Source organism: Rhizorhabdus argentea, from assembly GCF_037861105.1.
GTDB classification, from domain to species: Bacteria; Pseudomonadota; Alphaproteobacteria; order Sphingomonadales; family Sphingomonadaceae; genus Rhizorhabdus; species Rhizorhabdus argentea.
Map to the genome: position 1 here is coordinate 41,811 of NZ_JBANFK010000024.1, position 13,503 is coordinate 55,313.

The 13,503-nt window shown below is 66.2% G+C and carries 15 protein-coding genes; 12 read left to right on the forward strand and 3 right to left on the reverse strand.

Annotated elements, in window-relative coordinates:
- The first annotated feature begins 5 nt into the window (after positions 1–5).
- Complete coding sequence (locus AAC645_RS17425) at positions 6–1,319, forward strand: dihydrolipoamide acetyltransferase family protein (RefSeq protein WP_340317851.1); 1,314 nt, start codon at positions 6–8, stop codon at positions 1,317–1,319.
- 39 nt (positions 1,320–1,358) lie between these two features.
- Here AAC645_RS17425 and AAC645_RS17430 read toward each other — a convergent pair whose 3' ends face one another.
- Positions 1,359–3,398 (reverse strand): transglycosylase domain-containing protein, encoded by a 2,040-nt coding sequence (locus tag AAC645_RS17430; protein ID WP_340317852.1) that lies wholly within the window; start codon positions 3,396–3,398, stop codon positions 1,359–1,361.
- Between the two features lie 266 nt (positions 3,399–3,664).
- Between AAC645_RS17430 and AAC645_RS17435 the strand changes: the two genes are divergently transcribed.
- The 11 genes from AAC645_RS17435 (at position 3,665) to pal (ending at position 11,651) form a co-directional block, all read left to right on the forward strand.
- Positions 3,665–4,408, forward strand: coding sequence for a YebC/PmpR family DNA-binding transcriptional regulator (locus AAC645_RS17435; RefSeq protein WP_340317853.1), 744 nt, complete (start codon positions 3,665–3,667; stop codon positions 4,406–4,408).
- Between the two features lie 48 nt (positions 4,409–4,456).
- A complete protein-coding gene (locus AAC645_RS17440; protein ID WP_340317854.1) occupies positions 4,457–4,855 on the forward strand; it encodes an endonuclease domain-containing protein in 399 nt (132 codons plus the stop codon).
- On the forward strand, positions 4,852–5,349 hold the full coding sequence (gene ruvC / locus AAC645_RS17445; RefSeq protein ID WP_340317855.1) for a crossover junction endodeoxyribonuclease RuvC: 498 nt from the start codon (positions 4,852–4,854) through the stop codon (positions 5,347–5,349). The genes AAC645_RS17440 and ruvC overlap by 4 nt, the downstream gene beginning before the upstream one ends.
- The gene (gene ruvA, locus AAC645_RS17450; protein WP_340317856.1) at positions 5,346–5,948 is read left to right on the forward strand and encodes a Holliday junction branch migration protein RuvA; all 603 of its coding nucleotides are present in this window, start codon (positions 5,346–5,348) and stop codon (positions 5,946–5,948) included. Before ruvC ends, ruvA begins: the two co-directional genes overlap by 4 nt.
- 131 nt (positions 5,949–6,079) lie before the next feature.
- Positions 6,080–7,114, forward strand: a complete 1,035-nt coding sequence (ruvB, locus tag AAC645_RS17455; RefSeq protein ID WP_340317857.1) for a Holliday junction branch migration DNA helicase RuvB — start codon at positions 6,080–6,082, stop codon at positions 7,112–7,114.
- Positions 7,115–7,214: 100 nt separating this feature from the next.
- A complete protein-coding gene (locus AAC645_RS17460) occupies positions 7,215–7,658 on the forward strand; it encodes a YbgC/FadM family acyl-CoA thioesterase (RefSeq protein ID WP_340317858.1) in 444 nt (147 codons plus the stop codon).
- Positions 7,659–7,662: 4 nt separating this feature from the next.
- Positions 7,663–8,361 (forward strand): protein TolQ, encoded by a 699-nt coding sequence (gene tolQ, locus AAC645_RS17465; RefSeq protein ID WP_340317859.1) that lies wholly within the window; start codon positions 7,663–7,665, stop codon positions 8,359–8,361.
- Complete coding sequence (gene tolR / locus AAC645_RS17470) at positions 8,361–8,855, forward strand: protein TolR (RefSeq protein WP_340317860.1); 495 nt, start codon at positions 8,361–8,363, stop codon at positions 8,853–8,855. The genes tolQ and tolR overlap by 1 nt, the downstream gene beginning before the upstream one ends.
- On the forward strand, positions 8,855–9,664 hold the full coding sequence (locus tag AAC645_RS17475; protein WP_340317861.1) for a hypothetical protein: 810 nt from the start codon (positions 8,855–8,857) through the stop codon (positions 9,662–9,664). The genes tolR and AAC645_RS17475 overlap by 1 nt, the downstream gene beginning before the upstream one ends.
- Positions 9,665–9,730: 66 nt before the next feature.
- Entirely contained in the window at positions 9,731–11,053 is a 1,323-nt protein-coding gene (gene tolB, locus AAC645_RS17480) for a Tol-Pal system beta propeller repeat protein TolB (protein WP_340317862.1), read from the forward strand.
- A gap of 73 nt (positions 11,054–11,126) precedes the next feature.
- Positions 11,127–11,651, forward strand: coding sequence for a peptidoglycan-associated lipoprotein Pal (gene pal / locus AAC645_RS17485; RefSeq protein WP_340317863.1), 525 nt, complete (start codon positions 11,127–11,129; stop codon positions 11,649–11,651).
- A 181-nt stretch (positions 11,652–11,832) separates the two neighbouring features.
- Here pal and AAC645_RS17490 read toward each other — a convergent pair whose 3' ends face one another.
- A complete protein-coding gene (locus AAC645_RS17490) occupies positions 11,833–12,282 on the reverse strand; it encodes a hypothetical protein (protein WP_340317866.1) in 450 nt (149 codons plus the stop codon).
- 115 nt (positions 12,283–12,397) lie between these two features.
- Positions 12,398–13,354, reverse strand: a complete 957-nt coding sequence (locus tag AAC645_RS17495) for an isoaspartyl peptidase/L-asparaginase family protein (protein ID WP_340317864.1) — start codon at positions 13,352–13,354, stop codon at positions 12,398–12,400.
- Positions 13,355–13,503 lie beyond the last annotated feature (149 nt).

The window sequence follows — 13,503 nt, forward strand, 5'->3', positions numbered from 1 at the left end:
CCGAGATGGGAAGCTATAGTTTCAAGCTGCCGGATATCGGCGAGGGCATCGCCGAAGCGGAGATTGTTGCCTGGCACGTCGCAGTCGGCGATGTCGTCGAGGAGGACGCGCCGCTCGCCGACCTGATGACCGACAAGGCCACGATCGAGATGACGGCGCCGGTGGCGGGCAGGATCGTCAAGTTGGCGGGCGAGGTGGGGGAGCAGGTCGCGATCGGTTCGATCCTGGCGATATTCGAGACGGAGGACGAGGCTTCCGAGCCGACGATAGAGGTGGCACCGAACGAAGCGGCGCAGGTGGTGAAGGCGGAGCCTAATATCCTCCCCGGCACGGGGAGGGGGACCGGCGAAGCCGGTGGAGGGGGCGAGACACCAGCGCAGCCTGCTGCCGTTGCGAGTGCCGAGGCCCCCCTCCACCATGCTGCGCATGGTCCCCCTCCCCGTGTCGGGGAGGATCGGCATAGCCGCGTCCTCGCCTCCCCCGCCGTGCGGCAGCGCGCGAAGGATCTCGGCATCGATCTCGCCGATGTGAAGACTGTCGAACCGGGGCGCGTCCGCCATGCCGATCTCGACGCCTTCCTCAGCTATAACGCGGCGGGGGGATACCGCGCCGCAGGTGCAGCTCGTGCCGACGAGCAGATCAAGGTCATCGGCCTGCGCCGCCGCATTGCCGAAAATATGGCAGCCTCAAAGCGCACTATTCCGCACTTCACCTATGTCGAGGAAATCGACGTCACCAAGCTGGAGGAGCTGCGCGCCGACCTCAACGCGACGCGCGGCGCCAAGCCGAAGCTCACCCTGCTACCGCTGCTGATCACGGCGATCTGCAAGGCGCTGCCGGACTATCCGATGATCAACGCGCGCTATGACGACGAGGCGGGGATCGTCACCCGCTCGGGCGCAGTCCATCTCGGCATGGCGACGCAGACCGATGCAGGTCTCATGGTGCCGGTGATCCGCAACGCCGAAGGCCGCAACGTCTGGCAGCTGGCGAGCGAGATCCTCCGCCTTGCCGACGCTGCCCGCACCAACAAGGCGAAGTCCGAGGAGCTGTCTGGTTCGACGCTCACCATCACCTCGCTTGGTCCGCTCGGTGGAATCGCCACCACACCTGTCATCAACCGCCCGGAGGTCGCGATCATCGGCCCGAACAAAGTGGTCGAGCGCCCCATATTCCGCGAAGGCGTCGTCGTCGCAGCCAAGCTGATGAACCTGTCGATCTCGTGCGACCACAGGGTCGTCGACGGCTGGGACGCGGCAAGCTTCGTCCAGGCGATCAAGCGGCTGATCGAGACACCGGCGTTGCTGTTCGTGGATTAGGGCGCCTCGCCGAAAATTGCTGTGGCAGGCGGGCTTACGCTATTGCCGGCGCTGTGGGCGGTTGTCGACGCCGCTCAGGAAATCCGAACCCAGCGATGTCCGCGGCGCCGGTGGCGGGGGGGCTCGCACTGGCGGCGGCGGCGGGGTGACGCGTACCGGCGCCGCCTGCGGCTCGAAACCGTCCTCCGGCTCCGCGGCCGGCTCCGTCCCATCCTGCGGTGGCATCCCATCGGCATCGACTAGGCCGTCGTCGGGTGCGCCCATGTAGGTTTCATCATCCGGCTCGAGCTGGAACTCGGGCAGGGTGATTTCGGTCTCGAACTGCTCTATCGGCCGCTTGGCGACAGCGACCTTCATGAAATCGGCAAAAGCCCGGGCCGGAGCGCGGCCGCCCTGCAGCCCGGCAACGGTGCGGGCATCGTCGCGGCCCATCCAGACGCCGGTCGTGATGCCGGAGGAGAAGCCGAGGAACCAGCCATCCTTGTTCGAGGAGGTGGTGCCGGTCTTGCCAGCCACTGGCCGGCCGATCTGGGCGGCGCGGGCGGTGCCGGTGTTGACGGCGGTCTGCAGCAGGTCGGTCATCTCGGCCGCGACCCATGGCGCCACCAGCACGCGATTGTCATCGATCGGGTGCTGGTACAGCAGGTCGCCCTTCGCGGTGGTTACCTTGACGATGCCATAGGGGACCACCGCCACCCCCTTGCGCGCCACCGCGGCGAAGGCGCGGGTCATGTCGATCAGGCGCACGTCGGAGGTGCCGAGCACCATTGAAGGATGGGTGTTGAGCTTGTTGCTGATGCCGAACCGGTGCGCCATGTCGGCGACGGTGTCGAAGCCAACCTGCGAGCCCACTTTCGCCGCGACGGTGTTGATCGAAAAGGCGAAGGCGGTACGGATGTCGATCGCGCCGGCATATTCGCGGTTGCTGTTGCGCGGGCTCCAGCCCTCGATCTCGACCGGCTCGTCGGTGACGGGGGTGTCCGGCTTCATGCCGGCTTCCATCGCCGCCAGATAGACGAACAGCTTGAAGGCGGAGCCGGGCTGACGCTCGGCCTGGGTGGCGCGGTTGTAGATGGAGGAGACATAGTCCCGGCCGCCCACCATGGCGCGCACGGCACCATCGCGGTCGAGCGCCACCAGCGCGCCCTGCGTGCCTGGCGGAGCATTGGCGCGGATCGCCGTATCAGCCGCGCGCTGCATCGCCGGATCGATCGTCGTCCACACATCGATCGGCTGGACCTGCTCGTCGACGAGCTGATCGAGCTGAGCGAGCGCCCAGTCGGTGAAATAGCGCACCGCATTCTGGTCGCGCCCGGCGGCGAGGCTGATCTTGGAGAGGTCGACCGCCTCGGCCTCGGACGGGGTGATCGCGCCGGCATCCTGCATCACGTCGAGCACCACCTTGGCGCGCCCGATCGCCGCGTCGCGGTCTGCGGTCGGCGAATAATGCGACGGTGCCTTGACCAGGCCAGCGATGATCGCGCTCTCGCCGAGGTTCAGCGTGTTGGCCGAATGGTCGAAGAATTTGCGCGAGGCGGCATCGATGCCATATGCGCCGCCACCGAAATAGACGCGGTTGAGATACAGTTCGAGGATCTGTTCCTTGGAGAATTTGCGTTCCATCGCCAGCGCCAGTATCACTTCCCTGAACTTGCGGCCGAAGCTGTAGGCGTTGGTGAGGAAGATGTTGCGCGCGAGCTGCTGGGTGATCGTCGAGGCGCCCTGCAGCCGCCGGCCTTCGCCCTTGCGCTGCCAGGCCAGCCATCCTGCCCGGGCCATGCCGATCGGATCGATGCCCGGATGCATGTAGAAGCGCCGGTCCTCGACCGCGACCATCGCCTTCTTCATCGTCGAGGGAATGCGGTTCGACGGCAGCCAGTCGCCATAGCTCGGCCCTAGCGAGACGATCACCGAGCCGTCGGCGGCGCGCACGCGTACCATCTGGCCGTTCGGACTCGACTTCAGTTCCTCGAAACCGGGCAGCGAAGCCATCGCGATCAGCACTGCGATCACCAGCGCGCCGAGCCCGGCCAGCGCGGCGAACAGCGTGAATTTGAACAGGGTCCTCAGCCAGTTCATGCGGCTAGTCCTGTCGCTGGATTTTTGCGGGGGTTTTGGAGCGGTGGGCATCGGCGATTGCCGACTTATCGCCTATCCCTGTCGCTGCCAAGCGCGTCACCCTCATATTCGGCCAATCCGCGGCCGCTATCGGTCAAGGACCCTTGCGGGTGGATGAATGGACATCGCCCCTTGACCGGGGGACGGGCGGGGGGGACGGCTTGCCTAGAGCCCACCGCCGGCGCTAGAGAGCGCGCCAATCAACGACAGATCAGGATGGGGCGGCAATGGCCGGTCATAGCAAGTTCAAGAACATCATGCACCGCAAGGGTGCGCAGGATAAGAAGCGCTCGTCGCTATTTTCCAAGCTGAGCCGGGAGATCACCGTCGCGGCGCGGATGGGCCTGCCCGATCCGGCGATGAACGCCCGGCTGCGCTCGGCGGTCATCACCGCCCGCAAGGAAGGCCTGCCCAAGGACAATATCGAGCGCTCGATCAACAAGGCGTCGGGCGGCGATGCGGCCAATTACGAAGAGATCCGCTATGAGGGCTTCGGACCCGGCGGCGTATCGCTGATCATCGAGAGCCTCACCGACAACCGCAACCGCACCGCGACCAACGTCCGGACGATCGTGTCGAAGAATGGTGGCAATCTCGGCGCAGGCGGCTCGGTCAGCCATGCCTTCGATCGGCTCGGCCTGATCAGCTACGGCCCGTCGGCGGGCGATGCCGAGAAGGTGTTCGAGGCCGCGCTCGAGGCCGGTGCCGAGGATGTCAGCTCGAACGAGGACGGCCATGAGATCTGGACCGCGATCGATGCGCTCCACGAAGTCTCCAAGGCGCTCGAGCCTGTGCTCGGCGAACCCGAGGGCGCTAAGCTCGCCTGGCGCCCACAGACCATGGTAACGGTCGGCGAAGAGGATGCCGCCAAGCTCCTCAAGCTGATCGACCAGCTCGACGACGATGACGATGTCCAGACGGTGTGGGGCAATTACGACGTGCCCGAGGATGTGATGGAGCGGCTGGGGTAGAATAAAGCTCCCCCTCCCTTTCAAGGGAGGGGGTCGGGGGGTGGGTGAGTGGCGCTAAGGATCGACTACCGCCTAGGCGAACGCGCCCGCTCGATGCGATCCGAGCCGACGCCGTTCGAGTACAAACTCTGGGAGCGGCTCAAATCCTCCCAGCTCGGTGGCTTCAAGTTCCGCCGCCAGATTGCCCTCGCACCCTATATCGTCGACTTCTTCTGCCCCGCCATCGGCCTCATCGTTGAAGTTGACGGGAACACGCACGACGCTGCCGCCGACGCGCGGCGTGACGCTGATTTTGTCGGACGCGGTTTTTCGGTCCTGCGCTTCACCAATGCCCAAGTCGCGGGTAACATCGATGGCGTGCTCGAAGCCATCCTCAATCAAGCGCGTGCCTCGCCGCCGCGTTTCACCCACCCCCAACCCCCTCCCTTGAAAGGGAGGGGGCTTTGATCCTCATCGGCTTCGACCCGGGGCTCGGCACCACCGGCTGGGGCGTCATCGCCGCCGATGGCAACCGGCTGTCGCATATCGCCAACGGGCAGATAAAGACCGAGGCGGCGATGGAGCTGGCGGAGCGGCTGATGGTGCTGCACGACAGCCTCACCGATCTGCTGCTCGAATATAAGCCGACCGGTGCTGCGGTCGAAGAGGTGTTCGTCAACGTCAATCCGCAATCGACCCTGAAGCTGGGTCAGGCGCGCGGCGTCGTGCTGCTCGCCGCAGCGCGCAGCGGGATGGCGGTCGGCGAATATTCGGCGAAGCATGTCAAGAAGGCGGTGGTCGGCACCGGCGGGGCGGAGAAGCAACAGGTGCATGCGATGGTCAGCCGGATGATGCCTGGCATCAAGATCACTGGCCCGGATGCGGCCGACGCGCTGGCGGTGGCGATCACCCACGCGCATCATCTCGCGAGCGCGCGCGCCCTGTCGCGGATCATCGCATGATCGCGCGGCTGCGCGGCACGCTGGCCGAAAGCACCGCCGATCATGCCGTGCTCGACGTTAGCGGCGTCGGCTATCTGGTCTACGCTTCGGCGCGGACCCTGTCGGCGATCGGCGAAGTCGGCGGCGACGTGCTGCTGTTCACCGAAATGCAGGTACGCGAGGATGCGATCACGCTCTACGGCTTCGGCTCGGCGGCAGAGCGCGACGCCTTCCGGTTGCTGACCAGCGTGCAGGGCGTCGGCGGCCGGGTCGCGCTGGCGATCCTGTCGGTGCTCGACGCGGGCGAGCTCGCCAAGGCCATTGCGAGCGGCGACAAGGCGATGGTCGCCCGTGCCAACGGCGTCGGGCCGAAGCTGGCGATGCGGATCGTCAACGAACTTAAGGACAAGATGGGCGGCCTGCCGGTCGGCGCCGGCTTGGCACCGGCGGTGGCGGCGAAGGGCGGCACCGCGAGCGACGCGCTGTCCGCGCTCGCCAATCTCGGTTTCCGGCCGGCGGAGGCGAGTGCCGCGGTCGGCGCTGCGGTCGAGGAACTGGGCGACGGCGCGACGCTCGACGCGGTCGTGCGGTTGGCGTTGCGAAAGGCCGCGAAGAAATAATGGCCCTCTTCCGTCATCCCGGCGGGGGCCGGGATCTCGGGAGACTCACGCGCACCCTCATCTCCCGAGATCCCGGCCTCCGCCGGGATGACGTTTGGGAACTTTGATACGAACGGATATAGAACGCACCGATGACCGACACCGATCGCCTTATTGCCGGCGCGCGCCGCCCCGAAGACCTCGACGCCGCGCTGCGCCCGAAGTCGCTCGAGGAGTTCGTCGGGCAGCAGGCGGCGCGCGAGAATCTGCGGGTGTTCATCGAGGCGGCGCGCAAACGCGGCGAACCGCTCGATCATGTGCTTTTCTTCGGCCCGCCCGGGCTCGGCAAGACCACGTTGGCCCAGATCATTGCGCGCGAGATGGGGTCCGGCTTCCGCGCCACCTCCGGCCCGGTGATCGCCAAGTCGGGCGACCTGGCGGCGCTGCTGACCAATCTCGAGGATGGCGACGTGCTGTTCATCGACGAGATCCACAGGCTTCAGCCGGCGGTCGAGGAGGTGCTCTATCCGGCGATGGAGGATAGGGCGCTCGATCTGATGATCGGCGAAGGCCCGTCGGCACGCAGCGTGCGGATCGACCTGCCGCGCTTCACGCTGGTGGGGGCGACGACCCGGCAGGGGCTGATCACGACGCCGCTGCGCGACCGCTTCGGCATTCCGATCCGCCTGCAATTCTATACCGTCGATGAGTTGGAACGCGTGGTGAGCCGCGCCGCTCGACTGCTCGACCTCCCGATCTCGCCCGATGGTGCGCTGGAGATCGCCAGGCGCGCGCGCGGAACGCCGCGCATCGCCGGCCGGCTGCTCCGGCGAGTGCGCGATTTCGCGCATGTGCTGGGCGCCGACGTGGTCGACGCCAAGGTGGCGGACCAGTCGCTCAACCGGCTCGAAGTCGACGCGCTCGGCCTCGACGCGATGGATCGGCGCTATCTCCACATGATCGCCGACATCTATCGCGGCGGGCCGGTGGGCGTCGAGACGCTCGCCGCCGGCCTCTCCGAACCGCGCGATACGATCGAGGATGTGATCGAACCCTATCTGATCCAGCTCGGCCTGATCGCGCGGACGGCGCGGGGCCGCTGCCTGAACGGGCGGGGCTGGAAACACCTCGGGCTAAATCCGCCGCCCGAAGGGGGGCAGGATGGATTGTTCGACGGCATAGCTTAGACCGTCGGTCGCCGGGACGACATGTGCATAGGACAAGCCGTCCGCGCCTATCCAAGAAAATGGATTCAATTCGGCCGCCGATCGCCTAAACAGCGTGGGAATGCATGAACCGCCCTATTCCGGCCGCTTCGAAGCGGGTGAGCACCTGTTCGCGCTGCGCGTCTATTTCGAGGATACCGATGCCGGTGGCGTCGTCTACCACGCCAATTACCTGCGCTTCATGGAACGAGCCCGCAGTGACATGATGCGCGTCGCCGGGATCGACCAGCGGCAGGCGATGGAAAGCGGCATGGGAACCTATGTCGTGGTCGATGTCGGCATGCGCTACAAGGTGCCCGCACGGCTCGACGACGATCTTCTGGTTGTCAGCCGGGTGGTAAATATGCGCGGGGCCTTGTGCGCCGTTCATCAGAGAGTCATGCGCGGGCAGGAAACGGTGGTGGAGGCCGATATATCGGTCGCGCTGATCGGCCCGACTGGCCGGCCGACGCGTCAGCCCCGCCACTGGCTCGAGACGTTTGAACGATTGAAAGGGACGGAATAAGTTGATGATGCAGGATCTGGCGGTCGCCGCATCGACATCGGCCTTGTCGCCGATCGCGCTCTTCCTCCAGGCGGATGTCGTCGTGAAAACGGTGATGATCGGGCTGTTGCTTGCCAGCATCTGGACCTGGACGATCATCGTTTCTGGCAGCATGGCGCTAGGAAAGGCGCTGAAGGACAGCCACGCGGTCGAGGCGGAGTTCTGGAAATCCGAGGATATCGATAAATTCTACGAAGGCCCCGGACGGAAGGACGTGCCGGCAGCGAAAGTGTTCACCGCGGGAGTCGCGGAATGGCGGCGCTCGGTCCGCACCGGCAAACCGGTCGATCGTGACGGGACGCGCAGTCGGCTTTCCAGCGCGATGGCATCGGCCTCTGCCAACGAGATCGACCGGCTGTCGGATCGGCTGAACATCCTCGCGACGGTAGGCTCGGTCGCGCCGTTCGTCGGGCTGTTCGGCACCGTATGGGGCATCATGCGCAGCTTCACCGACATCGCCGCCTCGCAGAACACCTCGCTCGGGGTCGTCGCTCCCGGCATCGCCGAGGCGCTGTTCGCGACTGCGCTCGGCCTGTTCGCCGCGATCCCGGCCGTCATCGCCTATAACCGGCTGCTGCATAAGGTTTCGAAGATCGAAGGCCAGCTCAATCGCTTCGGCGACGCCATCCATATGACCCTCAGCCGCGAGCTGGAACGCGCCTGATGGGCATGGGTCCTGTCTCAGGCCGCGGCGGACGGCGTGCGCCGATGGCGGAGATCAACGTCACACCGCTGGTCGACGTGATGCTGGTGCTGCTGATCATCTTCATGATCACCGCACCGCTGCTACTGGCGGGCGTGCCTGTCGATCTGCCTGAAAGCGCCGCCGGCGCGCTCGACCAGGACCAGAAACCGGTCCAGCTGTCGATCGACAAGGCGGGCGCGGTGTTCATCGATGACCGTGAGGTGCAGATGTCGGCGCTGCCCGACCAGCTCGCCGCCATCGCCGCGAAGTCGGGCAAAGGCAAGGATAGCCCGCAGGTCTTCCTGCGCGCCGACAAGGCGCTCGACTATGGCAGGGTGATGGCGGTGATGGGTGCGCTCAATCATGCCGGCCTGAACCGCGTTGCGCTGGTGACGATGGGGGAGAGCGAAGGCGGCGGCGAGAGCGGCGGCCGGGTCGATGGCGATTCGGTTCCCGAGCCTGCAGTGCCGTGATGGAACGTTCGGAGCGCGCGGGACTGGGGTTGTCGGTCGTCGGCCATGTCGGCCTGCTTGTGATCCTGTCGCTCAACCTGATGAGTGTCCGCAAGATGCCCAAGCTCAGCGAGCCGATGGACGTGATGCTGGTCGACAAGGCGGGCCTGGTCTCGGCCGCGCCCGAAATGTCGAAGGAGGCACCGCAGGCGGCCGAAGCCCCCGATGTCGCACCTACCGTCGAGGAAGCGCCTCCGCCAGAGCCCACGCCCACGCCGCCAAAGCCGGCTCCCACCCCGCCCAAACCCGCGCCTTCGCCCAAGGCGGCCGAAAAGTCGTTGCCCAAGGCGCCGGCCAAGGAACCGCCCGCCAAAGCTGCGCCGCCGGCACCCGCCAAGGCGGCGCCGGCAAAGCCGAAGGCCACCTCGCTCGGCACCGATTTCCTCAAGGGCATTCCGGTCGAGAAGTCGACCGGCAAGGGCGCCGCCCCGCGCGTTGCGGCGATCAGCCCGATCGCGATGAACGGCCTGGTGGCGCTGATCGCGTCGCAGGTGAAGCCCTGCTACACCATTCCGGCGGGCGGCACCGACACCGCCAGCATCATCAGCCGGGTACGGCTGCGACTGAAAAAGGACGGCTCGATCGCCGTCGCGCCCGAAATCATCGGCAATGTCGGCGTCAATTCCGCCAACCAGCCCTATGTTCGGCAAATGAACGAGGCTGCTTCGCGGGCGCTCCAACGCTGCGCACCTTACAAGCTGCCGGCCGATCTCTACGAAGGCGGCTGGGAAGATCTGATCTTCACCTTCAGACCCAGCCAGATGGATTAACCCGCCTGAATTGACTTACACCCCCGCTTTCGGGTCTAACACCGAAGCGGGGCAGAGGAGACGAGAATGCGCCTTCCCCTTGCCCTGACGTTGCTGAGCGCGGCGCTTGCGCTGGCTTCGCCTGCCGCGGCGCAGCTCGAGGTCGACATCACCGGCGGCATCGCCCAGCCGATGCCGATCGCGATCCCGGGCATGCCGACGCCGTCGGTTGCGAACACGCCGGCCGGCGACACCGCCTCGCTCGGTCAGCGCGTCGCCGATGTCGTCACCAACGATCTCAAGAATAGCGGCCTGTTCAACCCTCTGCCCAGGAGCGCGCTGGAGACGGTCAGCCATCCCCAGGTCACCGCACCCGACTATATGTTCTGGACGCAGAGCGGCGCGCAGGCGCTGGTGCAGGGCTTCGTGCAGGCCAATGGCGACGGCTCGCTGACGGTCGGCTGTTACCTGTATGATGTCCTCGCCAAGACCGAGCTGACCCGCCAGGGCTTCGTGGTGCAGCCCGGCCAGTGGCGGCGCGCGGCGCACAAATGCGCGGACACCGTCTATACCCGCCTGACCGGCGAAGGCCCCTATTTCGACAGCCGCGTCGTCTATGTCTCCGAGACCGGACCGAAGACCAGTCGCACCAAGCGGCTGGCGATCATGGATCAGGACGGCGCCAACCACCGCTTCCTGACCAACGGTCAGTCGATCGTGCTGACCCCGCGCTTCGCGCCCGGCCAGCAGACGATTACCTATATGTCCTATGCCGGCAATCGCGCGCGGGTCTATGTCTACGACATCGGCTCGGGCAGCCAGCGGCTGGTGGTCGACCAGCCGAACATGACCTTCTCGCCGCGTTTCTCGCCCGATGGTCGTTCCATCGTGTTTTCGATGGCGGTCGGCGGCAACACCGACATCTATCGGGTGCCGGTGGGCGGCGGCCGGCCCGAACGGCTGACCACCTCGCCCGGCATCGACACCGGCGCGAGCTATTCGCCCGACGGGTCGAAGATCGTGTTCGAGAGCGATCGGTCGGGCACTCAGCAGCTCTATGTGATGGGCGCCGACGGATCGAACCAGAACCGGATCAGCTTCGGCTCGGGCCGCTATGGCAGCGCCGCATGGAGCCCGCGCGGCGACCTGATCGCCTTCACCAAGATCGGCGGCGGCTTTGCCGTCGGCGTCATGGGCGTCGACGGTTCGGGCGAGAAGATCCTGACCAATGGCTGGCAGGACGAGGGGCCGAGCTGGTCGCCCAATGGCCGCGTGATCATGTTCTTCCGTACCGGCCAGGGTTCGGGCAAGGCGGACCTGTGGTCTGTCGACCTGACCGGCGTGAACGAACGGCCGGTGCCGACGCCGCTCGACGGATCGGACCCTGCCTGGGGGCCGCTCTTGCCATGAGGCAGGATTTTCCGCGCATTTCCGCGCAAAATACGTTAACCAACCGTAACTATTCTAACGAAGGAGGAACATCATGGCGCGTTTGACGATGAAAATCGCCCTTGTATCCGCGCTGGCGCTGAGCATCGCTGGCTGCACCAAGAAGAAGCCCGAGGAACTGCCGCCGGCGCCCGCCGCGACCGCTCCGGCCCCCGAGGCCGAAGCGCCGCCGCCTGCTACGCAGACCGGCCCGATCCCCGGCTCGCGCGCGGACTTCCTCCAGCAGGCCGGCACCGACACGATCCATTTCGGCACCGACCTGTACGACATCGATGCCGAGAGCCAGGCGATCCTGAGCCGCCAGGCACAGTGGCTCGCCAAGAACCCGAACGTCGCGGTGACGATCGAGGGCCATTGCGACGAGCGCGGCACCCGCGAATATAACCTCGCGCTCGGCGACCGCCGCGCCAACGCCGCCAAGAACTATCTGGTGAACGCCGGCGTCGCTGCTTCCCGCCTGTCGGTGATCAGCTATGGCAAGGAACGCCCGGTCGCCACTGGCTCCGACGAAGGCAGCTGGGCCCAGAACCGCCGCGCCGTCACGGTGGTGCCGCAGTAGGACCTCTCCCCCCTCCCCTCGAGGGGAGGGGGAATGGTTCGGTTTTAGACGTTCAACTTTTCGTCATCCCGGACTGATCCGGGATCTCGCTTCTTCTTCCGTCCGCCGTTTACTCGCCGGGCAAAGGCAGCGGGATCCCGGATCAAGTCCGGGATGACGGCGTTTGGGAAGAGAGCGCCCTTCAGTCGATCTCCGCCAGATGATCGCGTAGCGCGCGCGCATCGTGGAGCGCGTTGTGGGGTACTTTGCTGTTGCGCGCGGTCGAGAAGCCGGGTGTGCGGCGGAACTCGAAGCGCATCTGCTTGAGGTCGACGATCTCGGTCTCGCTGACCAGCAGCAGCCGGCAGAACAGTGCGATATCCTCGGGCCAGTCGGCGATGATGACCGCATCGCGATCATTGGCCAGATAAGCCGCGACATCGTGGGCCGCCGCGACCCGGTCCAGCCGATTGTACAGCATCGGCGGCACGCTTTCGAGGTAGGGCACGACATGCTTCTCGACCCAGGGGTGGTAGGCATCCTCGATCGGGATTACGACATAATAGTCCTGGTCACCATATTCGGGCACCAGCGCGAGGCTCATCAGCTCGCCGCCGAAGCCGTTGAACTCGGTATCGAGAAAGTAGCGCATCAAGTTCCTAACCGTCATGCCAGCGCAGGCTGGCATCTCGGGAGAGTCGCGGTGCGCCGGCGGCACGAGATGCCAGCCTTCGCTGGCATGACGCAAGCTTAACCGCCGTCGCTATTCATTCGTCGCCGTACAGCGCCACGATCCGCGGCTGATCGGCGCGCGCCAGCCCGCGGTACATGCCCTGGCTGTTGAAGCACCAGCCGCCCCGGCCGTCGCCATCGACGCTGATCAGGCCGCCGGTCCCGCCCAGCGCGCCGATTTCGCCGATCACGCCTTCGCCTGCCTGGCCCAGCGGCTGGCGCGCGAGCCGCACCCGTGCCGACACCTCATGCGCGGCGCCAACCCGGATGAAGTGCTCGCCCGATCCGGTGCAGGAGGTCGCGGCGCCGCGGTCATCCGCCCAGGTGCCTGCGCCGATCACTGGCGAATCGCCAATCCGGTTCCAGCGTTTGCCGGTCAGGCCCCCGGTCGACGTTGCGGCGGCGAGGTGGCCGGCAGCGTCGCGTGCTACTGCGCCGACCGTGCCATATTTCAGGTCGGCATCGAATGTCCCGCCCGCGCGCAGCTCCTCATATTGGCGCCAGCGTTCGTCGGTGTGGAACCAGGCGGGAGCGGCCTGCTCCAGCCCATGTTCGGCACCGAAGCGATCGGCGCCAGCGCCGGTCAGCATGACATGTGGGCTCTGCTCCATCACGGCCCGCGCGAGCGCCACCGGATGCTTGGTCTTGGTCACCGCGCTGATCGCGCCGGCGTCGCGGTTGCTGCCGTTCATGATGGCTGCGTCGAGTTCGTTGACGCCCTCGGCGCTGAACACCGCGCCGCGCCCGGCGTTGAAATGGGGATCGTCCTCCAGCACCCGCACCGCCGCCTCGACCGCATCGATCGCGGCGCCGCCCGCGGCCAGGATCGCGCTGCCAGCATCGAGCGCAGCCGTAATCGCCGCGCGAGCCTGTGCATCGGCTTCCTCGCTCAGCAACAGCCTCTTGAGTTGCCCGGCGCCGCCATGGACGACAAGCGTCCAGCCATCCGCGTGAGGAGTCCAATGCGATCGGATAGGGCGGGAGTCAGCCACATTTCACCTGAAGTTGGCGAGCGTCTTCATATCGACGCCCTAAGCGCCTATACGGGCCCGGACAGTTATCAAAGAACGGAAAACCATGTCCATCCGTCCGTGGCGCGATATCCAGCGCCGGCAATCGCGCCAGATCATGGTCGGCAACG

What these genes read in the sequence shown, in the direction of transcription:
- tolR (WP_340317860.1), top strand. Translation starts at nt 8,361, where the DNA reads ATGGGCATGGGTCCTGTCTCAGGCCGCGGCGGACGGCGTGCGCCGATG.
- tolB (WP_340317862.1), top strand. Translation starts at nt 9,731, where the DNA reads ATGCGCCTTCCCCTTGCCCTGACGTTGCTGAGCGCGGCGCTTGCGCTG.
- ruvB (WP_340317857.1), top strand. Translation starts at nt 6,080, where the DNA reads ATGACCGACACCGATCGCCTTATTGCCGGCGCGCGCCGCCCCGAAGAC.
- tolQ (WP_340317859.1), top strand. Translation starts at nt 7,663, where the DNA reads ATGATGCAGGATCTGGCGGTCGCCGCATCGACATCGGCCTTGTCGCCG.
- AAC645_RS17430 (WP_340317852.1), bottom strand. Translation starts at nt 3,398, where the DNA reads ATGAACTGGCTGAGGACCCTGTTCAAATTCACGCTGTTCGCCGCGCTG.
- ruvA (WP_340317856.1), top strand. Translation starts at nt 5,346, where the DNA reads ATGATCGCGCGGCTGCGCGGCACGCTGGCCGAAAGCACCGCCGATCAT.
- AAC645_RS17425 (WP_340317851.1), top strand. Translation starts at nt 6, where the DNA reads ATGGGAAGCTATAGTTTCAAGCTGCCGGATATCGGCGAGGGCATCGCC.
- AAC645_RS17490 (WP_340317866.1), bottom strand. Translation starts at nt 12,282, where the DNA reads ATGCGCTACTTTCTCGATACCGAGTTCAACGGCTTCGGCGGCGAGCTG.
- AAC645_RS17475 (WP_340317861.1), top strand. Translation starts at nt 8,855, where the DNA reads ATGGAACGTTCGGAGCGCGCGGGACTGGGGTTGTCGGTCGTCGGCCAT.
- AAC645_RS17435 (WP_340317853.1), top strand. Translation starts at nt 3,665, where the DNA reads ATGGCCGGTCATAGCAAGTTCAAGAACATCATGCACCGCAAGGGTGCG.
- pal (WP_340317863.1), top strand. Translation starts at nt 11,127, where the DNA reads ATGGCGCGTTTGACGATGAAAATCGCCCTTGTATCCGCGCTGGCGCTG.
- AAC645_RS17460 (WP_340317858.1), top strand. Translation starts at nt 7,215, where the DNA reads ATGCATGAACCGCCCTATTCCGGCCGCTTCGAAGCGGGTGAGCACCTG.